The organism is Microbulbifer sp. MCCC 1A16149 (genome assembly GCF_050368945.1).
Classification (GTDB): Bacteria; Pseudomonadota; Gammaproteobacteria; order Pseudomonadales; family Cellvibrionaceae; genus Microbulbifer.
Genome location: NZ_CP185959.1, coordinates 2067066 through 2089223 on the forward strand (window position 1 = coordinate 2067066; position 22158 = coordinate 2089223).

At 56.6% G+C, this 22158-nt stretch carries 17 protein-coding genes; 4 read left to right on the forward strand and 13 right to left on the reverse strand.

Annotation, left to right across the window (positions count from 1 at the left end; genetic code table 11):
* Positions 1-24 precede the first annotated feature (24 nt).
* Positions 25-609, reverse strand: coding sequence for a GmrSD restriction endonuclease domain-containing protein (locus ACONT6_RS08785; protein WP_428821331.1), 585 nt, complete (start codon positions 607-609; stop codon positions 25-27).
* Positions 610-1045: 436 nt separating this feature from the next.
* On the opposite strand from ACONT6_RS08785, the gene ACONT6_RS08790 reads away from it, so the two are divergent.
* Positions 1046-2374 carry a S8 family peptidase gene (locus ACONT6_RS08790; RefSeq protein WP_428821332.1) on the forward strand — a complete coding sequence of 443 codons (1329 nt, stop codon included), beginning with the start codon at positions 1046-1048 and terminating at the stop codon, positions 2372-2374.
* A gap of 112 nt (positions 2375-2486) precedes the next feature.
* Here ACONT6_RS08790 and pgsA read toward each other — a convergent pair whose 3' ends face one another.
* The 12 genes from pgsA to ACONT6_RS08850 all read right to left on the reverse strand — a co-directional run bounded on the left by pgsA (position 2487) and on the right by ACONT6_RS08850 (position 16883).
* Entirely contained in the window at positions 2487-3059 is a 573-nt protein-coding gene (gene pgsA, locus ACONT6_RS08795) for a CDP-diacylglycerol--glycerol-3-phosphate 3-phosphatidyltransferase (RefSeq protein WP_428821333.1), read from the reverse strand.
* 102 nt (positions 3060-3161) lie between these two features.
* Complete coding sequence (uvrC, locus tag ACONT6_RS08800; RefSeq protein WP_428821334.1) at positions 3162-4976, reverse strand: excinuclease ABC subunit UvrC; 1815 nt, start codon at positions 4974-4976, stop codon at positions 3162-3164.
* A gap of 102 nt (positions 4977-5078) precedes the next feature.
* Positions 5079-5738: a response regulator gene (locus ACONT6_RS08805; RefSeq protein ID WP_428821335.1), complete on the reverse strand. Its 660-nt coding sequence runs from the start codon at positions 5736-5738 to the stop codon at positions 5079-5081.
* A 452-nt stretch (positions 5739-6190) separates the two neighbouring features.
* Positions 6191-7207: a UDP-N-acetylmuramate dehydrogenase gene (gene murB / locus ACONT6_RS08810; RefSeq protein WP_428821336.1), complete on the reverse strand. Its 1017-nt coding sequence runs from the start codon at positions 7205-7207 to the stop codon at positions 6191-6193.
* Between the two features lie 69 nt (positions 7208-7276).
* Positions 7277-8050, reverse strand: coding sequence for a 3-deoxy-manno-octulosonate cytidylyltransferase (kdsB, locus tag ACONT6_RS08815; RefSeq protein ID WP_428821337.1), 774 nt, complete (start codon positions 8048-8050; stop codon positions 7277-7279).
* Positions 8047-9078: a tetraacyldisaccharide 4'-kinase gene (gene lpxK / locus ACONT6_RS08820; protein ID WP_428821338.1), complete on the reverse strand. Its 1032-nt coding sequence runs from the start codon at positions 9076-9078 to the stop codon at positions 8047-8049. The genes kdsB and lpxK overlap by 4 nt, the downstream gene beginning before the upstream one ends.
* A gap of 34 nt (positions 9079-9112) precedes the next feature.
* Complete coding sequence (msbA, locus tag ACONT6_RS08825; protein WP_428821339.1) at positions 9113-10954, reverse strand: lipid A export permease/ATP-binding protein MsbA; 1842 nt, start codon at positions 10952-10954, stop codon at positions 9113-9115.
* Positions 10955-11065: 111 nt separating this feature from the next.
* Positions 11066-11485: an ExbD/TolR family protein gene (locus tag ACONT6_RS08830; RefSeq protein WP_181253089.1), complete on the reverse strand. Its 420-nt coding sequence runs from the start codon at positions 11483-11485 to the stop codon at positions 11066-11068.
* Between the two features lie 29 nt (positions 11486-11514).
* Complete coding sequence (locus ACONT6_RS08835; protein ID WP_078085586.1) at positions 11515-12138, reverse strand: MotA/TolQ/ExbB proton channel family protein; 624 nt, start codon at positions 12136-12138, stop codon at positions 11515-11517.
* 301 nt (positions 12139-12439) lie between these two features.
* Complete coding sequence (locus tag ACONT6_RS08840; protein WP_428821340.1) at positions 12440-13225, reverse strand: hypothetical protein; 786 nt, start codon at positions 13223-13225, stop codon at positions 12440-12442.
* A gap of 76 nt (positions 13226-13301) precedes the next feature.
* Positions 13302-14129 (reverse strand): hypothetical protein, encoded by an 828-nt coding sequence (locus tag ACONT6_RS08845; protein WP_428821341.1) that lies wholly within the window; start codon positions 14127-14129, stop codon positions 13302-13304.
* A gap of 168 nt (positions 14130-14297) precedes the next feature.
* Positions 14298-16883: a DNA internalization-related competence protein ComEC/Rec2 gene (locus tag ACONT6_RS08850; protein ID WP_428821342.1), complete on the reverse strand. Its 2586-nt coding sequence runs from the start codon at positions 16881-16883 to the stop codon at positions 14298-14300.
* Between the two features lie 305 nt (positions 16884-17188).
* Between ACONT6_RS08850 and ACONT6_RS08855 the strand changes: the two genes are divergently transcribed.
* The 3 genes from ACONT6_RS08855 (at position 17189) to pepN (ending at position 22075) form a co-directional block, all read left to right on the forward strand.
* Positions 17189-18121, forward strand: a complete 933-nt coding sequence (locus ACONT6_RS08855; protein WP_428821343.1) for a porin — start codon at positions 17189-17191, stop codon at positions 18119-18121.
* Positions 18122-18310: 189 nt separating this feature from the next.
* On the forward strand, positions 18311-18988 hold the full coding sequence (locus tag ACONT6_RS08860; RefSeq protein ID WP_428821344.1) for a hypothetical protein: 678 nt from the start codon (positions 18311-18313) through the stop codon (positions 18986-18988).
* 369 nt (positions 18989-19357) lie between these two features.
* On the forward strand, positions 19358-22075 hold the full coding sequence (gene pepN, locus ACONT6_RS08865) for an aminopeptidase N (RefSeq protein WP_428821345.1): 2718 nt from the start codon (positions 19358-19360) through the stop codon (positions 22073-22075).
* Positions 22076-22158 lie beyond the last annotated feature (83 nt).

A 22158-nucleotide genomic window follows, 5' to 3' on the forward strand; every position in this document is an offset into this window, starting at 1 on the left:
GCAGGAAGCCCCTACGCAAGACCATCAACCGTGACGATTTTCTAGGAGAGCGAGAAAAATCCGCCCCTCTTCCTCGCTGGACACCAGCCCGTACTTTTTCACCACCGCCAAAAAGCGCTGGATATAGTGACGGCGCACCGGGCCATATGGCGGCATCCACTGGTCTGGCCCGCGGTGCCCCTTGCTCTGGTTGCGACCATCATCCACCAGCCAGAGGTTGTCCGGGTCTTCCGCGAATGCGCGCTTTCTCTCACGAGACCAGTGCGCGCCACCGCGTTCGTGGGCCCACTTCAGCGGCACGATATGCTCCACATCCAAGTCTGAAGCCAGCTCAAAAAAACTGCCCGTATAAGGGTCCATCCACAGGCCCGTGGCGACTTTACAGTTGCCGACATCGGTGTAGGCAATCGGGGCCAGGGAGTAGCGGATCAGTAGTTCATGGCGGGTATCCTGGCAGTCACCATCGGCATCGGACCATCGGGGCAACCATTCACCGCGACGATACTTTTCATCCGCAACGGCGAGCGATGGGGAAATCGGAGTCCCCAGAAACAGGAAAGCGAATACAAAATAAATACCGAAACGGGAGGAAGCTTGAGAACGCAGCACGACAACTCCATTGGCGCATAATAGCTCGAGTGGAGCTATCGTACCGGAACGCGATTGACGTGCAAATCCTCAATTTTGTGAAATCGCGGAAGGTTCCGCAGCTGTTAACGCAGAAAATACCCCCCTTGTTGATGGCACTATCCAGACAAGATTCCAATTTCTCCGCGCAATTATTCCCCGTAGCGATAAAGCATGTGCCACCCGTGCACAGATTTCGTGGAAATTACCCCTATCGGCAAAAGAGATTGCTTTTGCTGGCGGCCCCTTTACTCCGCCAGGTAGTCGGCGTTTATATTGTCCCCTCGCCAGGGTTGGCGAACACAATAACCAGCAACCGGACGCGCAGCCCTTCGTGGGATTCATTGCGCGGTCGAGTGGCTTTCGCTTCCCAGATTAGCCGTAGGGAAATTGGCATTTAAAACCAAGGGGGCAATTCATGCTTCTACGCTGTATTCGTAACTTCGTCGCGGTCAGTGCCGCAGTATTCTGTTTTTCTGCCGGCGCCATCGCCGAGTCCTGGGTACTGGTGGTACACGGTAATAAAATTCACCAGAAAACATTCGATGATATTGCCGCTGCGGGGGGGGAAATTACCCGCACCGTGCCCGAAATCGGCGTATTGCTGGTCGAGGGCAATAGCGCGTTCGGCAAGACCGTCAACACCCTTTCCGGAGTCAAACACGCAGGCGTTAACGCCTCTTTCCAGTTCTTCGACCCCGTTGTCGCTGAGGGCATAACGCTCGATGCGGCAGCGAACCCACCAGCGAGTGGCGACGACGATTTCTACTTCGACCTCCAGTGGGGGCATGCAGCCGTGAACGCGGTGGAAGCTTGGAATGCGGGGAATACCGGTTCCGGAGTACGGGTAGCCATTATCGATGGTGGCTATGACCTGGATCATCCGGATCTGGCACCCAACATCGACTACAGCGCCAGTAAGGATTTTACCGGTGAAGGGCTGGCATACACCCTGCCGGACACGTTCAGCCACGGCACCCATGTTGCCGGTACAGTTGCGGCGGCCAATAACGGCTTTGGCACAATCGGTGTGGCTCCGGATGCTACCCTGATCTTGCTGAAAGCACTTGGCGACGAAGGCTCAGGCTCATTTGGTGCTGTGGCTGCAGCCATTGTGCACGCGGCCAACCAGGATGCCGATGTCATCAACATGAGCCTTGGCGCAGCCTTCCCCGCGAGCGATCCCGGCGCGGCGGCACTACGCACCATGATGTCCCGGGCGACCAACTACGCCTATCAGGCGGGGGCAACCATCATCACTTCCGCCGGCAACGATTCGGTCGATGGTGATAAAGATGGCAACAACCTGACCCTGCCGGCGGACTCGCCCCATACCATTTCCATTTCAGCGACAGGCCCACAGGGCTGGGCCGCAGGTAACGGTAACCTCGACTACCTCGCGATCTACTCCAACTATGGGCAGTCCCTGATCGACTTTGCGGCACCGGGTGGCGACTACACCTACTACCTGAGCAACAACGATGTGTGCACCGTTGGCCCGATCACCAACCTCTGCGGTGTATTCGACTTTGTGTTCAGCACCGGTAACGGAGGCTGGTACTGGTCTGTCGGTACCAGCATGGCATCGCCACATGCGGCGGGTGTTGCGGCGCTGATCATCGGCGCGAATGGTGGTGACATGCATCCCGCCCAGGTAGAGGCGGCCTTTGCGCAGGGATCTCTGGATCTTGGAAAACCAGGCAACGACGACGTGTATGGAGCGGGTCTGGTTCAGTCTCCCAAATAGGGAGGAAGCGCAAGTTTCCTTGCAGCAAAACGAAAAAAGCCCCCTACTGGGGGCTTTTTTATTGGGCCGGCGACCGGTGAGTTGGATCCGTGCAGGTGACGCTGCTTCTCGATCAGTCACCGGACTCCTCGGCGGGGTCAGCTGTCAGCGCCGGCCAGGCCGCGCGAAGATAGATAACCATGGTCCAGAGTGTCAGTGCCGCCGCCACATATAGCAGGATATAGCCAATCGTCTCCATTAATGGAAACTCCTGAACGTCGAACGCCAGTAATACAATGATGGCCGCCATCTGCGCAGTAGTTTTGATCTTGCCGATATAGCTGACCGCCACGCTGCTGCGCAAGCCCAGCTCCGCCATCCACTCTCGCAGCGCGGATACGGCGATCTCGCGGCCGATAATGATCGCCGCTGCGATCGTAAAAAAGAGGTAATCGTGGAGGTCAACCAGCAGTACAAGCGCCGTTGCCACCATCAGCTTGTCCGCCACAGGGTCCAGAAAGGCGCCGAACGGCGTACTCTGATCCAGCTTGCGGGCAATATAGCCATCCAGCCAGTCGGTGGCGGCGGCAATAGAGAAAATGAGGGCTGAGGCGATATAGCTCCACTTGTAGGGAAGGTAAAATACCAGCACAAACACAGGAATCAGCGCAACGCGCAACAGGGTCAATTGGTTAGCGAGAGTCATGCTGGTCCTTCTTCAGTCGCTGAACACACATCGTCGGCAGTGCGTAACTTAGCAATCTGGAATACAAAAATAAACGCCAGCGGGCGATTCCTTTGCCAACGACTATTCGTTGTGCAAGGTCGAGTATATATCTTGAGCAAGTTTGCGGCTTACTCCCTCGACGCTGGACAGTTCGTTGACCGAGGCTCGCAGGATCTCCTGCAAGCCACCAAAGTGATGTAACAGCGCTCGCCGTCTCGCCGGACCGACGCCCGGAATGCCCTCCAGTGGCGACTCGCGGCGCTTTTTATCGCGCCGCTGGCGATGACCGGTAATGGCAAATCGATGTGCTTCATCCCGCACCTGCTGGATCAGGTGCAGCGCCGCCGAATCAGATTCCAGCACCAGCTCGCGCCCCTCCGCCACAATGTGCAGGGTCTCGAACCCCGCTTTACGGGTGGTGCCTTTGGCAACGCCGATGATCTGTACACCGGTGATACCCAACTCGTTGAGTGTATCCACCGCCTGTGTCACCTGCCCTTTGCCGCCGTCAATCAGCAGAATATTGGGGAAGCGGCCCTCACCATTAGACAAACGGGTGTAACGGCGCTTGAGCGCCTGCCCCATAGCCGCGTAATCATCACCTGCGGTAATCCCTTCGATATTGAAACGACGATAATCCGATTTCACAGGGCCGCCGGTATCAAAAACCACACAGGAGGCAACGGTCGCTTCACCGCTGGAATGACTGATATCAAAACACTCCAGCCTCTCAGGCAAATCTCCCAGGCGAAGCACCTCCTGAAGATTTTCGAAGCGATCCTGCAGTTTCTGCTGGGAAGCGGTACGACTCTGCAGGTTTTGGCGCGCGGCCTGCTGGGCCATCTCGACCCAGGTGGCGCGATTCCCCCGCAGACGATTGACCACCTGGATATCTTTGCCAGCCTGCTCGGTCAGTGCCTGCTGTAACGCCTCAATATCTTCGAGCGGCTCAGACACGAGAATCTGACGCGGCAGCTCGCGATTGTTGCCCAAGTAGAACTGAGGGATAAAAGCGGACAGCAGGGCTGCATCGTCCAAACCCAGCTTTTCACTGGGATAGTAACTACGACTCCCGAGAATGCGCCCCTGCCGGATAAACAGCACGTGCACACAGCAGATGCCGCCAGACGTCGCCACACCGAGGACATCCACGTCAGCACCACCGCTTTCGGCGACCTGATCCGATTGCAGTCGGCGCAGTGCAATAATCTGGTCGCGCAGGCGCGCGGCCTTTTCAAATTCCAGCGTTACCGAAGCGCGCTCCATGTCCTCCGCCAATTCGCGGATGATACTGTCGCTCTTACCCGCGAGGAACATCTGCGCGTGGCGTACATCCGCCTGGTAGTCTTCCGGGCTGATGAAATCGACACAGGGCGCGGTACAGCGCTCAATCTGGTATTGCAGGCATGGCCGTGAACGATTGGCGAAAACACTGTCTTCGCAGGAGCGGATTCGAAATGTCTTCTGCAGGAAATTCAGGCTATCGCGCACCGATGAAGCATTGGGAAATGGACCGAAATAATCGCCCTTCTTTCTCTTGGCACCACGGTGAAATGCTATGCGGGGAAAAGTGTCCTTGCTGGAAAGGAAGATATACGGATAGCCCTTGTCATCTTTCAACATGACATTGTAAGGCGGCCGCTGGGATTTGATCAGGCTCTGCTCCAGTACCAGAGCTTCGGTTTCACTGCGAGTGACAGTCACCTCAATGTCCGCGATCTTTTCCACCAGAGCCATGGTTTTGGCGGTAAGACCGCTGGCCCGAAAATAGCTACCCAAGCGGTTGCGCAGGTTTTTCGCTTTACCTACGTACAGGACCTTACCTTGGGCGTCAAACATCTGGTAAACGCCGGGCTTGCGGGTCACCGTTGTGAGAAAGCGCTTGCTGTCGAACATAGCCGTTTCTTGTGCCAACAACAAAACAGGGGCCTATGGCCCCTGTTTCTTAAATTCTTTGTAGAGGAGATCGGATTTTACACCGATAAGGGCGTGCGCGCCCTAAACCGCCTCCTCCGGATCCAGCACGTTATGCTTCACCGCCAGCAATGTCAGCTCTACATCCGAGTGCAGGCCAAGCTTCTCGAAAATCCGGTAACGATAGGTGTTCACGGTTTTCGGGCTGACGGATAGCGTCTCGGCAATTTCCGACACCTTGTTGCCATTGACGATCATTACCGCTGTCTGAAGCTCCCGCTCGGAGAGGTCCTCGAACGGCGAAGAACCGCCACTTACACTGCGCAGTGCCAACTTGGTCGCCATGGAGCTACTGATGTATGTTTCACCAGCTACTACAGCGCGGATAGCACGCACCATTTCCTCGAGGTCGGCCCCTTTGGTGACATATCCTTTAGCGCCAGCCTGAATCAGGCGGCTCGGAAAAAGGTCGTCGTCCAGCGCGCTGACGGCGATCACCTTTGCCTGCGGAAACCGGGAAATGAGTTTACGGGTGGCCTCCAGACCTCCCATGCCGGGCATTCTCACATCCATGAGAATGACGTCGACCTCAGCTTGCCGAACAAAGGCGATCGCGTCTTCACCACTCTTGGCTTCGCCTACCACCTGGACATCTTCGACGTCACCCAACATGCGCGATATTCCCATGCGCACCAAATCGTGATCGTCTACCACTAAGACTTTTATCAATTTAGCCCCAACCACGGATTTTCAGTTGACCTTGTGCAAGAATTTCCTATTAAACCTCCCCTGCACAAAATCACGTTTTTTGTTATTGCTCAGCGGGTTATACCCGCAAAGATCCATCCACAGAGCCCTGACTCAACATACCAGACAAATGTCATGGTGCAAAGCGAGATAGCACCAAGTAGCGGCAGATAAAAGGCGGCATGTTTACGGTTATTTCAGGTCAATATAACGGAAAGATTGCAGTCGCTGGTGATTCATGCCGCATGCTTTTAAGCACGATTTCCGACATGCCGCATACATGCGGGCACTGCCGCTTTCGAGCTAACGATCGATGTAAAAATCCCCAAAATAAGGAATGTGGCCAGCAATCACTTTTTCCGTTTTAGGGGAAAAATGTTCTATCCGGCTTGTGTTGTGAGGGGTTCTATTATGCCGTTTCAACACAAAGCTGGCAGACTCCGGCTAACTTATGGGTAGAAGCGCGGCTCTGGTTCCAGTGTCACCCCAAATTTCTTTTGAATATCACTGGCTATTTCGCGGGCCAGGTTCACCACCTCGCTGCCGCACCGATGTCCCGGATTCACCAGAACCAACGCCTGTCGGTCATGAACCCCTACGCCATTTTTAACGTAACCACGCCACCCCGCCTGGTCGATAAGCCAACCCGCCGCCAGCTTCCACTGCGTGCCGAATTCAAACGCCACCAGTCCCGGATGGCTGGTTTTTAGCGCGGTATACAGGGGCTCATCCACGACCGGGTTTTTAAAAAAACTACCCGCGTTCGGTATTTCAACGGGGTTCGGCAGCTTGCTGTTGCGGATATCGATGACCGCATTGGCCACCACGGCTGGAGTCAGCTCGTCCAGCGGTTGCCCGTGGTCGGCAAAGTGCTGTTGTAATGCTGGATAAGAGACGTGCGGCTGCCAGATTCGGGGCAGCTTCAGCACCACGTCACAGATCAGGTAGCGGTCCTTGGCGCCCCTTTTGAAGATGCTGTCGCGGTAACCAAACTGACAGTCCTCGGCAGAGAAGGTAACAAGGTCTCCGCTAGCGATTTCCATCGCGGTCAACTGCTCGAAGGTGTCTTTAAGCTCTACACCGTAGGCGCCGATATTCTGGATGGGTGCCGCGCCGATATTTCCAGGGATTAGGGCCAGGTTTTCGAGCCCACCGTACCCGAGCTCGACGCTGCGCATAACCAGCTGATGCCAGTTCTCACCCGCAGCGGCATGTATACGAATACCATCATCCAGCGGATCGAACTCCAATCCATGCATCCCCACATGTACCGCGAGCCCGGGGAAGTCACCGGTAAGTACGATATTACTGCCGCCCCCGAGAGGAAGAATAGGAAGCTGTTTTGTGCGGGCAAATTCGAGCGCTTCGCGCAGCTCATCCAGCGTGGTTGCCGCGCAAAAATACCGTGCCCGCGCGGCAATGGTCATGGTATTGAAAGGCTGTAGATCTACGTCTGACTGAATCATCTGGTACCGCTCTCTGTCCCGGCACATTTGAGTTCCGTACCGAGGCGCCCTTCCCGGGCACGTCACAAATTATGCAAAAAGAGCGCGCATACGCTCGAGGTCCTGCTGGGTATCCACACCGCCGGGCACTTCTTCGCAAGCATCATCCACGTGGATTGCGTGACCGTGATACAGGAAACGCAACTGCTCGAGCGCCTCGAATTTCTCGATCGGCGCCATGGGCCAACTGACAAAATGATTCAACAGCCCTGCCCGGTAAGCATAGATGCCAATATGGCGCCGCGGCTGGAGCCCCTCCGGCAGCGCCTGCTGCTCCAAAGCAAAGGCGTCCCGCGGCCAGGGAATAGGCGCGCGGGAAAAATAACGTGCCAGACCCGACTCCTCAGCCACTACCTTCACGATATTCGGGTTGAGGAAGTCCTCAACTGTCGGGATCGGCTCCGCCAGAGTGGCGACGCCGGCTGTACGGTTCCGCGCCAGGTTCGCAGCCACCTGATTGATCACCGCTGGCGGAATCAGGGGTTCATCTCCCTGCACATTCACCAGGATTCGGTCTTCAGTCAGCTCCAGATTCGCCGCAACCTCCTGCAGGCGATCGGTTCCGGAAGCGTGGTCAGCACTGGTCATACACACCTCGCCGCCAAAGCCCTGCACCACTTGCGCAACACGCATGTCGTCCGTTGCGACAATCACCCGTTGCGCGGCACTCTCACAAGCACGCTCGTACACCCGCTGCACCATGGGCTTGCCAGCAATATCCGCCAGTGGCTTGCCCGGGAGGCGGCTTGAAGCGAAACGTGCAGGGATAATGACATCGAATTCAAAGGAACTGGTATCACTCATGCGGGTTCAAAACTCTGCAGATGCTGGTGAATGCGCTGATAAAAAAGATCCGGCAGCTGGGCCTGAGCTTCCATGGCCCACCAGTGGCTTTGCCAGAAGTCACGGCATTTGACTGCGTCTTTCATGGTCATGATTACCGGAGTCACCCCATCTAGCTGCAACTCCTGCTGGCTGAACTGGTGGTGGTCGGGAAAGGCCATTTCCATCACGGTAAAACCGATATCCCGCAGCGCGTTAAAAAAACGCTGGGGATTGCCGATCGCTGCCACCCCGTGACACGGCCCTACTTCCGGGCCCGATTCGATCTTTAAAGTCGATGTTTGATCCAGATTGAACTGATGCCAGCGCGATGGCTGCAGCTCCATGGTGAAATCGAGTTCTTCACCCACCTGGGATTCCACCAGAGCACTGGGTTGACCGTTGACCACCACCATATCCACGCTTCGCAGTCGATCCGCGGATTCCCGCAGCGGGCCGCGGGGCAACAAGTGTTCGTTGCCGAGACCGCGCTGACCGTCGACGACACAGATTTCCATACTGCGCCACAGACCATAGTGCTGGAGACCATCGTCAGAGAGGATCACATCACAACCGTGTTCGGAAATCAGGGCAGACGCCGCTTCCGCACGTTTTGGGGAAACCATTACCGGCAGGCCCGTCATGAGGTGCAACATGAGCGGTTCATCGCCGGATTCCAGGGGATGGGATTCGGCGGTGACATTGTAGGGATAGTGCTTGGCGCGGCCACCATAACCGCGGCTGATAATACCGGGTTTACGTCCACGCTCTTTCAGCCAACGGCCAAGCTCGGCGACCAGGGGCGTTTTGCCTGCACCGCCGACGGTAATATTGCCAACCACAATCACCGGCACCGACAGCGGCTCTGGTTGATTGCGCTGCTTGCGCCAGCGACTGCCGTGTCGGAACGCCAGCTCCAGCGGCGCCAACAAAGGCAGCTGTGTACCGCTTACTTCACCGCTTTCGGTGGCCGGATACCAGCGTTTGTTCAACCAGTCTTCAAGCGACATTGCGCGATGCGCTCCTATCCCCGTTTCGAATTTTCTATCCGCCGATGGCACCGCCGGACTGCTGCTGAAGTAACAGCGCGTAGCGACCGCCGCGCTCCAGCAACTCACTGTGGGTGCCACTTTCAACGATACGCCCCTGATCCATGACCAGGATGCAATCTGCATTCTCAATGGTACTCAGGCGATGCGCGATCACAAACGTAGTACGATTTTTCATCACCTCCGCAAGCGCCGCCTGAATGTGACGTTCGGAGGCATTATCCAGAGCGGAGGTCGCCTCATCCAGCACCAGTACCGGCGAATCCTTTAACAGCGCCCGCGCGATAGCCAGTCGCTGACGCTGGCCGCCGGAAAGAATCTGCGCGTTATCCCCGAGCACAGTGTTGAGCCCCTCTGGCAACTCTTCGATAAAGTCGCGCGCGTGCGCCAGATCTACCGCCCGCTCGACTTCCGCCTCCGGCTTGCCCTCGAGCTCGCCGTAAGCGATGTTGCGATACACCGTATCGTTGAACAGCACAATGTTCTGGGAGACCAGGCTGATCTGCTCGCGCAACTCCGCCACTGGAACCTCGGTAATATCCACCCCATCCAGCAGAATTCGCCCAGAGGTGGGATCGTAAAATCGGGACAGCAGGCTTACCAGTGTGGTCTTGCCCGAACCGGAAGCCCCTACCAGGGCAACCGTCTGCCCCGCACGCACCGAGAAATCGATGTCACTCAATACATCCGGGCCGTCTTCCGAATAGCGGAAACCCAGATGCTCGAAAGTGACTTCCCCAGTCACCGGGCTTGGCAGATGCAGGTTGCCACCAGTGGGCTCCTTGGGCGCGTCGAATACTTCGAAAATACTTTCCGCCGCCGCGATCCCTTTCTGAATTTCGGCATAGACCTCGGAGAGGTTTCTGATCGGCTTGGCCAGTGAGGCAGCGGCACCGATATAGGAAGCAAACACGCCTGCAGTCATGGATTCCACCATACCGGGCGCCAGTGCAAACCACACGAGCACGGCAGTTGCCAGCCCTACCAGTGTCTGAATGACGGATACACTGGCGTTATCCGCCACAACCAGTTTCATGAACTGCTGTCGGTTGGCATTACTCGCTGCTGCGAAACGGGCATTTTCATAAGTCCGGCCACCGTACATGCGGACGACTTCGTAGCCGTTGATTGCTTCCTGGGTCACGTGGGTCACGTCCCCCATGGTGTTCTGGATCCGATGGCTGAGCTTGCGGAAACGGCGGCCCACAATACTGACAATACCCGCGATAACCGGCACAAACAGGAAGAATGTGAGGGTCAGCTGCCAGTTCACCAGCAACAGATAGGTCAGTAGGCCAATGGCCGTAAACGAGGAACGAATCAGCGTCCGCAAGGCCTTGGTAATGGAGTTGGTCACCTGCTCCACGTTGTAGGCGACCTTTGAAATCAGGAAGGCACCGGTGTAGCGATCAAAATAGCTGCTAGGCAGCTGCCCGATATGTTCGAACAGCTCGGTGCGCAACTGATGAATCACTGCTCGGGCAACGTAAGACAGACCGTAGCTGCCAACGAAATTGCCCACGGCGCGCAGCATGATGATGATCAGCATCGCCGACGGCACCAACCAGCGGGCGGTCTCCTGGGGCATGTTCCCACCAGGGAAAAAACCGGCGACATACTTCGACAGGAACCCTCGTCCCTGCTCGATACCGGCACCGACGGCGTCCAGCAACAGCTCGGTGACGGCAATCAGCACCACTTCCATGCTGGAAAACAGCAGGAATCCGAGCACCGCGACGACAAACAGCGGCCACTGAGGTACAGCGTAGGAAAGTAGGCGGCGATAGGTTCTGGCGCCGTCCCGGGGCTTCAGCACCGGCTGGGGGGATTTATCCATAAATATCTTGGCAGCGTGCTCTCCGCAAGAGACCACCCGCAACAGCAAGGCAACTGCGGGCATATCGTGGATACGGCACGCGCCGTATCCAGCGGTTCAACACTTTATAGATTACTGTTCGTCCGGCTGCCGGGTGGTGATGCTGAGATGAACAAATCCCAGCTGCCCCGCGGCATCCATGGCACGAACCACCGCTTGATGTTGCGCGGTGGCGTCTGCGGTAATGATCAGCGGGCGATTGTACTCGCCACCGGACACTTCCGACAGTGCAGATTTGAGCGTAGCGAGCTTCTTGTTGATCAGCGCTCGGCCATCCACCGAATATGAGCCATCGGCATTGATCAGTACCTCAATGGTTGAGGGGGGACTCTCTGCCTGTGGGCCCGAAGCCTCCGGCAGATTGAGTTCAAGGTGGCTCTCTTTGGTGAAGGTGGTGGAAACCATAAAAAAGATCAGCAGCAGAAACACCACATCGATCAATGGCGTGAGGTTCACCCCATCCTGCTCTGTATTCTGGCGACGGAATTGCATCAAGCGCTCCTGAATCTGTGATTGAGCGCTCAGGCTGCTGCTTCTATACGGCGGTCACTATGCAGGGCATCCACCAGTTTGACGGCCTCCTGCTCCATGGTCACCACAATGGAATCCACGCGGCGCTGGAAGTATCGATGTGCCATCAGCGCCGGGATAGCCACGCTCAGGCCCGCGGCGGTGGTGATCAGAGCCTGGGAGATCCCCCCGGCCAGTACACCCGCATTGCCGGTGCCTTCCAACATAATGGCAGTAAATACCTGAATCATGCCCACCACGGTGCCAAGCAGGCCGATCAACGGCGCCACAGCGGCAATGGTACCTAATACATTCAGGAAGCGTTCCAGCTCGTGCACCACCTGACTGGCAGCCTCTTCGATACTGTCCTTCATCACCTCACGGCCATGCTTGGAATTGGCGAGACCCGCGGCAAAAATGCGTCCCAGCTGGCTGGAGTCGCGCAGGGCCTTGATCTTTTCCGTGGTCAGCTGGTTGTTCTTTAGCGAACTCCAGACTTCACCCAGCAGCGCACGCGGGGCGATTTTGCGCTCGTTGAGCGTCCACAAACGCTCGATGAAAATCGCAATAACAGCTACGGAACAGAGCAGGATAGGCAGCATCAGCCAGCCGCCAGACTTGATAATCTCTAACACTTTTTATACGCCCCAGACTGCGGAAGGGTTTTGTTATGGGTTGAAGCTAAGTCGGAGACTCTACCACAGCTCAACCGGATGGCTAAGTGCTTGAGTGGTATGAATTTTATCTCTGTGAACGGAGTTGCACGCTGCCCTAATCGGGCCAGCTTTCCGGCGCTGAATGCCAGATCCTGCACGAATGGCTAAGCGGTCATTGCACACAGCCCCTCCGGCACTGCAATAAAAAAGCCGCCCGAAGGCGGCTTTTTCTGCAGACCCCTCATAAAAAGAGGCCCATCAGCTTGCGACTGACTGCCGCTTAGCGTCCGGGACGCTCAGGACGCGCCGGCTTTTCCGGGCGCTCAGGCTTCTCGGCCTTTTCCGGGCGAACCGGTCTTTCCGGACGGTCCAGCTTCGCAACACGCTCCGCCTTTTCGACCTTGGCCACCTTGTCTGCACGCGCCAGTTCACGCTCAGCACGCGCCTCGGAGCGCGCTGCCGCACGCTCGTCGCGACGGGCCAGCTTTTCGGTCATATCCGGACGATTGGAGCGAATACCGCTGACTACTTCGCCAAGGTTGACGCCCAGCTCGCGGGCAATTTGCCCCCAACCCATGCCGTCTACCTGGCGCATACGCAGGATTTCGTTCAGGGATTCGTGGGCGGTCATGCCCTCCTCGCCCTCAAGCGCTTCAGCAGCGGACAGTCCAGCCAACTGTTCGGCCAGCGCCATGGTGATCAGCACGTTGCCGTAACCCATGCCGTTGCCGGGCTCGCCGCCATCTTCTACTTCGGGGGCATCGACTTCCGTTCCATCGGTTTCGGTGGTGTCCGTATCCGTATCGGTCGCAACTTCCTCACCTTCCGGCAGCGGCTCGACATACTGGATGCTGCCGTCGCGCAGCCCAGCCACCACACTGGATGATTCCTCACCAAAAAACTCACTGAAATAGCCGGCAATGCGCTCGCCGGGAACTGTTTCCGCTATTTCAACGACTTCGGTGGTATCCGTCTCCGGCATGTCTTCGTCGGCCCATACCAGAGGGACGCTGACCAGGCCAGCCAGAGCTGCAGCCATCGCAGTAGACTTAAATGGAATCTTCATCGCTGTTTTCTCCTGAGTGTTTCTGGTTCCCGCCGTTTCAACAGCCAAGCGGAAATCGCAGAGGGAAAAGTGTTAATCAGTTCGCCGGTCGATAGTTGACCTGTATCCCGACCCCCTGGTCGGGACTGCCGTCTGCCAGTCCGATATAGCCGTAGAGCATGCCGCTCCACTGTGCGCTGAGCTTGTGACTGTAATAGCCGAAAATTTCAGTCTGCGGATCGTTACCCGCAACGGCGGCCTGCTGGTAGTCGAGAGAGGCGCCGATACTGGACACCTCATCCAACCGATAGCCACTGCCGACAGAGGCATACCAGACATTACGCAGTTCAACCTCCGGGAGATCGCCCTTGAATTTCTTGGCCAGGGTGACAAATGGCGTGAAGTTGTCCACCACTGTGAACACTTCTGTCTGCAGGGTGAAATCGGCTTCACCGGTGCCAAGACCCTTGGCCTCGTCGGCCACCGGCACCTTGTACTTGGCAGACAGGTCCACAAAGTAACGCTGGACTACAGGCTCAAGGCTGTAGGTGCCGGTCAACCAGAGATCGCCGATGCCAGATTCGCTGGTAATTACGGTATCTGGCTCGCTGCCGGGGTTGTTGCCATTGCCCTGGCCATTGCCATTTCCGGGCCCCACGACGAATCCACCGTCGCCACCCGGCACAACCCCGCCGGGGCCTTCGATCTGCGTCCACGGCAGGGACGCCTTGAACGTCCAGCTGGTATTGGGTGAATAGCTGACGGTAAACGGGGTCGAAACAATCTCGGTTTCCTGACTGTTGCCGTAGTCACCGCTGCTGATATCGGTACCCAGAGAGTACTTCCACTGCTCTGCCAGGAGCCCGGTAGAAGTGAATAAGCCGGCAGCGAACACAACCGCGCCAGCAATCGGTTTAATCTTCATGCAATTAACCAGTACATCATCTTGCTGAAACTGGCCTGCACGGTAACACCACGCCCCACCCCAAAACTGCGACCAAGCTCTCATCCCGCTACCAATTGGTACGCCGATGGCCGCAATATGGAACCGCGCGCCTCCGCGTTGCCTGATAGTGCTCAGGGGGCATGTGCCTCAACGCACACTGGCTTCACCGCCAGTACACAAAGGGACCTCTGCAAGCCAGAATCGGGGCGCATTTCGCGCGCAAACTACCCGTGGCTCGGCGTCTGCGCCGCTCCAGGACAGTGTGACCGCACCAGTCATTGCGGTATTGAACAGGCTGGCGCCAGCTTTGCCATAGCGTGCAACCACATCCGGATGGGGATGGCCGAAGTGATGCCGATATCCGGCGCTAAACACCACCGCGCCCGGGCGCGCCCACCGAATGAGGGCACTAGAAGAAGAGGAGCGCGACCCGTGGTGGGGTGCGACCAACAGGTCTACCTGCTCGAACTCAGGATAGGCGACCTTCAGCCGGCGCTCGACTTTATCGGATATATCCCCGGTCAGCAGAACCCGTATCCCCCGCCATGCAAGCAACGCCACGCAGCTGTGGTCGTTTTCTTCGCCATCCACACCGTCCGACTCCGGCCACAGCCACTGCACCTTCAGTTCTCCCAAAACATCCTCCCTCCCGGCAAGACAGGGAAAATGGCGTGCAGGCGCCGGCAGTCCGCCGTCCGTGCCGACACCTCCCCTTCCAAGCCGCTCGCCAAGGCGCCCCGGAGCTGCAAGTGCACCGACTTCCATCTGCGCAAGCACGCCGCCCACGCCGCCGGCGTGGTCGCGGTCGCCATGACTCACCGCCAGTAAATCAAGCGGCGTCCCATATTCAGCCATCAGATATGGGGCCACGATACTGCTCCCCGCATCCCAGCCGCTGTCGCTGCCGGCCCCAGTATCAAACAAAATTCGGTGGCCATCGGTGGCAGCAACCACGGAAAGCCCCTGCCCCACATCCAGTACAGTGACCTCGAGAAACGGCTCTCCCGGTCTCTGCCAGGCGCCGGGCAACAAGCTCGCGAATACCACCGGCACAAGACACCATCCCAACCCACGCCCGGGAAACCCGCGCGGTAAAAGCAATATGAAACAAGAGATGGCGGCGAAAGAAAGCACTGCAATCGGGGGAAGCGGTAACGGCTGCCACCCAGGCAAACGACCATCTGCATAGGCCAGAAAGCCCAACAGCCATGACAGCTGCATATCCGCGAGCCACCAAAGAAGCTGGCCTACCGCCCCGGGAAATACCGCCCCCAGAAACACCAGAGGCAAGATAAGAAGACCGACCCACGGAATCGCCACCAGATTCAACAGCAGGCCGCTGGCGCTCACCCCAGAGAAAATCAGTACTGAAGGCAATAACAGGCCGATAAGGATGGCCCACTGACTCTGTATCGCAGTACCGCACGCTATCGTGAGGCTACGCAGGCGGTGGCCCCATCGATTGCCGGGTATCGCGTTACCCACAGGCCCCTCCTCGGACCCACTCTCCACACGCGCAGTCCGCCCGCGAAAACGCAATAACAAAGCTCCCACTGCGACAAATGACAGCCAGAATCCCGCGTCGAGCACGGCTAACGGCTGCAAAAGTAGAACAGACGCCAGAGCCAGCCCGAGTGCCAGGCCACCTCCGAACCTTCTGCGGTGAACCAGGGCGATGATCACCACAAACGTCATCATCAGAGCCCGCTGTGCAGACAACGGAGCACCGCTCAACAGCGTATATGCCAACGCCGCAATCAAGGCGGCTCCGCCTGGCCAAAATAACGGATTGCCCTTTTTGAACAACCCAAAGAGGCGACCCAGTAGCCCGCCCAATAGCAGGAATATCCCCGATACCATCCCCACATGCAGTCCGGAGATAGCCAGCAAATGGGCGGTGCCCGTTCTGCGCAGCAAATCCCGAGTGCGCGCATCTACATCGCCCTTATCCCCCAGCAGCAGTGCGCGAATCAGTGCCTGCTGGTGCAACCCAGAGTTCTCGGGTGTTACGCGAGAGATCCGGTCCCGGACACGCTCCCGCAACGCATCCATGCCGTCACCGGCAGCAATAAACTGAGGCACGTCATCCCTGTCACGCACGTAGCCAGTCGCGTAGATACCGCGCTGTAACAACCAGGTTTCATAGTCAAAAGTGTGGGGATTGAGACTACCGCGGGGTTGTTTAAGGCGGACGACCAATTTCCAACGGCTTCCCGCAGTCAGATTCTGGGCCAATTCGGGGCCAATGCGATACCAGCGCAGGCGAATAACCTGTCCGAGAAATACAGGATTTTCCCCGTCGATCACCCTTGCGGTAAACCGGCCATCTTTATGGCCTGTCGAGAGGTGGAAATTGGATCCGAAACGAGAGACCGCCGGTGACAACTGCGGCAGGGAACTCACCTCCATTGTGATGCGATGATCGGTTCCATGGAGCACATCTGGCAGGCGCTGTTTCAGGACTTCATGGTTACTGTGCAGGGCCCAACAGGCGCCGAACACGAAAGGCAATATCACCGACCAGACAAGCCAGCGCGCATTGCCACTGGCTGGACGGGAAAATACCAGCAGTAGAGCAGTCAGCGCGATGACGCCCATCAATAACAAGCCCGCACTCTCCACGCTACCCGGCAACTCGGGCCACAACGCCACCTGACCAATACCCGCCGCCAGCGACCAGATTCCAGTCACCAGTGACGGCGTCCTCGCCAGGGTAATTTCCCCCCACCCCATAACAGCTTTCCTTAGCCATCCGCATCTGGTTCGCGCCACATATGCCTATCACGCGCCCCAAACACAACTTCGTCCCTTAACCCCGATTAGATAGCACCAGACTACCGAGCTCAAGTCACGAAACCCACCGGCTCAGCCCACCGACCGCATCCCATTACTTCCATTCTTGACACCCTGCCCCACCTGAAACCGACAGGTCATAAAACATTAAGAAAACATTCACGTTTCACACGGTTGTAACAAATGGGTAGCAAAATGCGCAGCATCAAACAACGGCACTCTCTTTTTACATTCAGAGACCAACCATGAAAAAGACTGCAATCACCCTCGCACTGGCGGCAGCACTGCCTACTTTTGCAAACGCTGAAGTACTGACCTTTTACGGCAAGGCGAACACTTCATTCCAATCCAATGACGAAGGCGAAGGCGCCACAACGGATGTAAAAAGTAACGCGTCCCGTGTCGGTGTAAAAGGCGACCTGCCGCTGGATAGCGGTATCAAGGGCATTTACAAAATGGAGTATCAGGTAAATATCGACGGTGAAGGTGACACCTTTACCCAGCGAAATATTTACGCTGGACTTGAGGGCGGGTTTGGTCAGGTGATCGGCGGCAAATTCGATACCCCGCTAAAAGTTGCCCAGAAGAAAGTCGACCTGTTTAATGACCTCGAGGGTGATATCAAAAGCATTCTCACCAAAAGCGACAACCGCGAATCCAACAACCTGCAGTACACCACCCCCTCTTTCGCAGGCTTTAAGGTTGCCGCCGCCTATATCAGCAACAAGGAAGCGGAAATCTTCGATGACGCGGGCAATCAGATCGATACCCGCGATAATGGCACTTCCGTATCACTCGCCTACGATCAAAACGGTGTTTACCTGGCCTACGCTTTCGACCAGAGTGTTGAGGCGAATGACTGGCAAGTGAATCGCCTGGTTGCCCAGTACAACTTTGGCAACCTGCAAGTTGGCGGCCTGTTCGAAGAACAGGAAAAGGCAGACAACACCAAGCAGGACGGCTGGATGACCTCCGTGGCCTACAAGATCAACCAGTGGACCGCAAAGGCGCAATACGGCCAGTCTGACATTGTCAAAACCGATGGTGAAACCTTCAGTCTCGGCCTGGACTACAAACTGTCCAAAACCGCCAAGGTATTTACCTTCTACACCGATGAGACTGCAGCGAACGACTACGAGCGCAGCTACTTCGGCATCGGTACTGAATTCAAGTTCTAAGCCGAGCTCCAACCAAAAATGGGCGCGACCTGGGTTGCGCCCGCTTTGCGCTTCGGCCCTCAGCGACGCACTCCCCTCCCCCTCTGTTTCTACATCTACCCTACCCATCGGGCGGCATCAAACTTTACAAAGAACCGCACCCACTGGAATAATAAGAGATTCTGCGCCACCTCAAAGGAACTGAACTCAATGTCAGAATGGAAGTACGCTTCTCTTTTATCTCTTGTAATTGCCACCCTCAGCGGAAACGCCGCAGCCGGGGATTTTTACTTTCGCCTCGGATATGGCGAAGCCCAGATTCCCGATGCGGGTGAGTTTCAATATGAGCTCTACCGGTACGATCGTCCCCCAAAATCCAATGTTTACAACCTGGATTTAGGCTATGAAATCAATAGACATATATCCGTGGACTTTCGTTATGCCAACCTCTCAGACTTCAAAGGAAAGAAGTCTGCGGATGATAACTACGGTGACGGATATCTATTATGGATTGGCACGATAGACCAAACCTCTGAGCTCGAGCTTAAGTCTGCAGGAATATCAGTATCCGTCACAACAGATTCAACACGCCCTTATTTTGCAGGCCTGAAGCTTGGTTACCAGTACTGGGATGCACAATGGGATCATCAAGTTCACTCTTACGGAACTGATTATGATATCGAGTTTTTCTCTGGAGACATCATAGGCGAAACCGATTATGACGTTACCTGGGAAAATACAGGAAGCGATTCAGGCTTTCAGGAAAATTACGGCGCGATTGTGGGGCTCAATATTGCCAGTTGGCAAATCGGCCTGGAGCATATGCTCTATGCAATCGACGAAGGGGATTCCGGGGTTACCTCGCTGTTTGTCGGTAAACGCTTCTGAAGCGAGCAGGATATAGAGATCGTCCATTCCAGTGCCCGCTCGGGCAGACAATGTTTCTGTCCCGAGCAATCGTCCTGACAGTCCGCCTGCCCGAAAAACAACCACTTTCGGGCAAACACCGAGCTCCCACCCCACCCACTGATGCACGCCGCCAACAGCCCTTGCCCCATCGTAATGCAGAGTTAAAAGCTACCAAGAACGAACCCCAAAGAAATATACCCCGCTAAAACCAAGCGGCCAGCATCTTTCACTGGCTCGCGATGAAATGCTCCAATCGCGGGACAAGCTGGCGCGCATTGGCGTCCAGTGGCGTGCTATAAGACTCGACTTTCTGCGCCCGCGCGCAGAAATCTTTTCCCAAGAACTCGAATGCCAAGTAGCTCTAAGAACAATGGGGTACCCATGACCAAGACCGGAAAATTCGCCCTGGGCGTGCTGTGCAGCAGCATTCTCGCGGCCTGTAGCCTGGAACCTAATCAGCTGCAGTCCACCACCACCGCTCACGCGCTCGCAAAGCCGGCCGTTGCCCGCAGTGATGCGCCCGGGCTGTCCGCGCGATACGCCAAGCTGCGCAAGCAACAGATTGCCCAGGTGGACTACAAACTGTCTGTCACCATCGACAAATCCGGCGATGCCTTTTCCGGTCGCGTGGTTGCCGACACCCAGTTCCGCCGCAACCTGCTGCAACCGCTGACCATCGACTTCGCCGTTGGTGAAGTAGAGGGCGTTCAGGTAGATGGTAAATCTGTACCTTTCGCCTACAACGGCCAGTTCATTACCATCGAACCGGCCCACCTGAAAGGTCGCAAGCACGCGATCGCGGTGGACTACAAACACGCATACTCCAACAACGGATCCGGCCTACACCGCTTCGTCGATCCAGTGGACGGAGAGGTGTACATGTACACCGACTTCGAGCCCTACGATGCCAACCGTCTGTTCCCGCACTTCGACCAGCCGAACCTGAAAGCGCACTACACCCTGGATGTGACCGCGCCGAAAGACTGGAGCGTGATCACCTCGGTACGCGAGAAGAATATCGAGAAGAACGGTGAGGTGAATCACTGGGTATTCCCGCAATCCAAGAAGTTCTCTTCCTACATTTTCTCCCTGCACGCCGGTCCTTTCACCGTTTGGGAAGACGATGCCGATGGTATCCCGCTGCGCCTGTTTGCACGCAAAACCCTGGCGGAATACGTGAAGCCGGATGACTGGTTCACCTTTACCAAGCAATCTTTCGAATTCTTCCAGAAGTATTTCGAAGTGGATTACCCCTTCGTTAAGTACGATCAGGTCATCGTGCCCGACTTCAACGCCGGCGCCATGGAAAACGTGGCCGCTGTTACCTTCAACGAAGCCTACGTTTCCCGCGGTGAAAAAACCCAGGCCCAGCGTATGCGCCTGGCCAATGTAATCGCCCATGAAATGGCGCACATGTGGTTTGGCGACCTGGTCACCATGAACTGGTGGGACGATCTGTGGCTGAACGAAAGCTTTGCCACCTATATGGCCAACCTGTCCCTGGCAGAGAACAGCGAGTTCGACAACGCCTGGGAAAACTTCTACCAGGGCACTAAACAGTGGGCCTACGGTTCCGACCAGCTGCCGACCACCCACGCGATTCAGCTGCCGGTGAAGAATACCGACGAGGCCTTCGCCAATTTCGATGGCATTACCTACGGTAAGGGCGGCTCGATCCTGAAACAGCTGCCCTACTACCTCGGCAAGGAAGAATTCCGCAAGGGTGTGTCCAACTACCTGAAGGACCTCTCTTACAAGAACTCCACCCTGAACGATTTCATGGGACACCTGGGCAAAGCGGCGGGTAAAAACCTGGACGCGTGGCAGCAGCAATGGCTGTACCAGGCCGGCCTCAATACCATCCAGGCCAACTTCCAGTGCGATGGCGACAAGATTGCCAGCCTGACCATTAGCCAGACGGCACCGGCCGAATACCCGACCCTGCGCGAGCAGCGTACCCAGGTGGGCTTGTACAATATGGAAGGCGGCAAGATGGTGCTGAGCAAGGCCATCCCGGTGATCTACAAAGGTGCTTCCACCGAAGTCACCGCAGCCAAAGGCGAAGCCTGTCCGCAGATCGTTTACCCGAACGAAGGCGATTGGGCATTTGCCAAGGTCAACCTGGACAAGGTTTCAGTGGCCAATATGTCCAAGCACATCAATGACATCGAGAGTCCGTTCACCCGCCTGATGATGTGGCAGAGCCTGTTCGACTCCGTTACCGATGCCAAACTGCCGCTGGATCAGTATGTGAGCTTTGCCGTCAGCAATGCTGGCAGTGAGGAGAACATCAACGTGATCCGCCTGGTTTCCAGCCACCTGGGCACCGCTTATGCCTATCTGAACCAGGTAGCCATGGACGACACCAAGCGCACACAGCTGCAACTGGCCATCGAATCCTTCGCCTGGCAGCAACTGCAGAGTGCGCCCGCAGGCAGCGACGCGCAGAAAACCTGGTTCGGCACCTTTACCGGCGTAGCCCATACCGATAAAGCACTGGCGAATGCCCAGAACCTGCTGCGTGGCGAGCTGGGCATCGAAGGGCTGGTACTGGACCCGGATATGCGCTGGAACCTCATCGCCCTGCTGAACCGCCACCTCTATGGCGACTACGCTCAGGCAATCAAATCTGAGCTGGAAAAAGACGGCTCCGACCGCTCCCAGCTGAACGCCATCGCCGCGGAAGCCATTCGTCCACAGCAGGAAGCCAAAACCCTGTGGCTGAACAACCTGCTGGAAAACCGTGATGCGTTCAAACTGGCGCAGCTGAAGTACGCCGCCAGCGCGCTCTTCCCCACCGAACAACGGGGTCTTTACGAGGCAAATGTCGAGCGCATTGTCGGAGCACTGGACGAGGTCAATGCCAGCGATGCTTCCGAGTTTGTCGGCACCTATACCCGCCTGTTCCCGCTGAATTGCAGCGAGCAAGGCGTTAAGCAGGTAAGCGATATTCTGGATAGCGGAAAGCAGCTGAACCCGCTGCTGGAAAAAGCACTTAAAAACCGCCGTTACAAAAACCAGCAGTGCCTGAATATGGCAGCTGCGATCGGTAACTCAGCGGGTTAATCCACTGGACATCAGTCAAACAAAAAGGGCCCTTCGGGGCCCTTTTTCGTAGAGAGCCTCGACGTTAATTTTTCGCGGAGGCC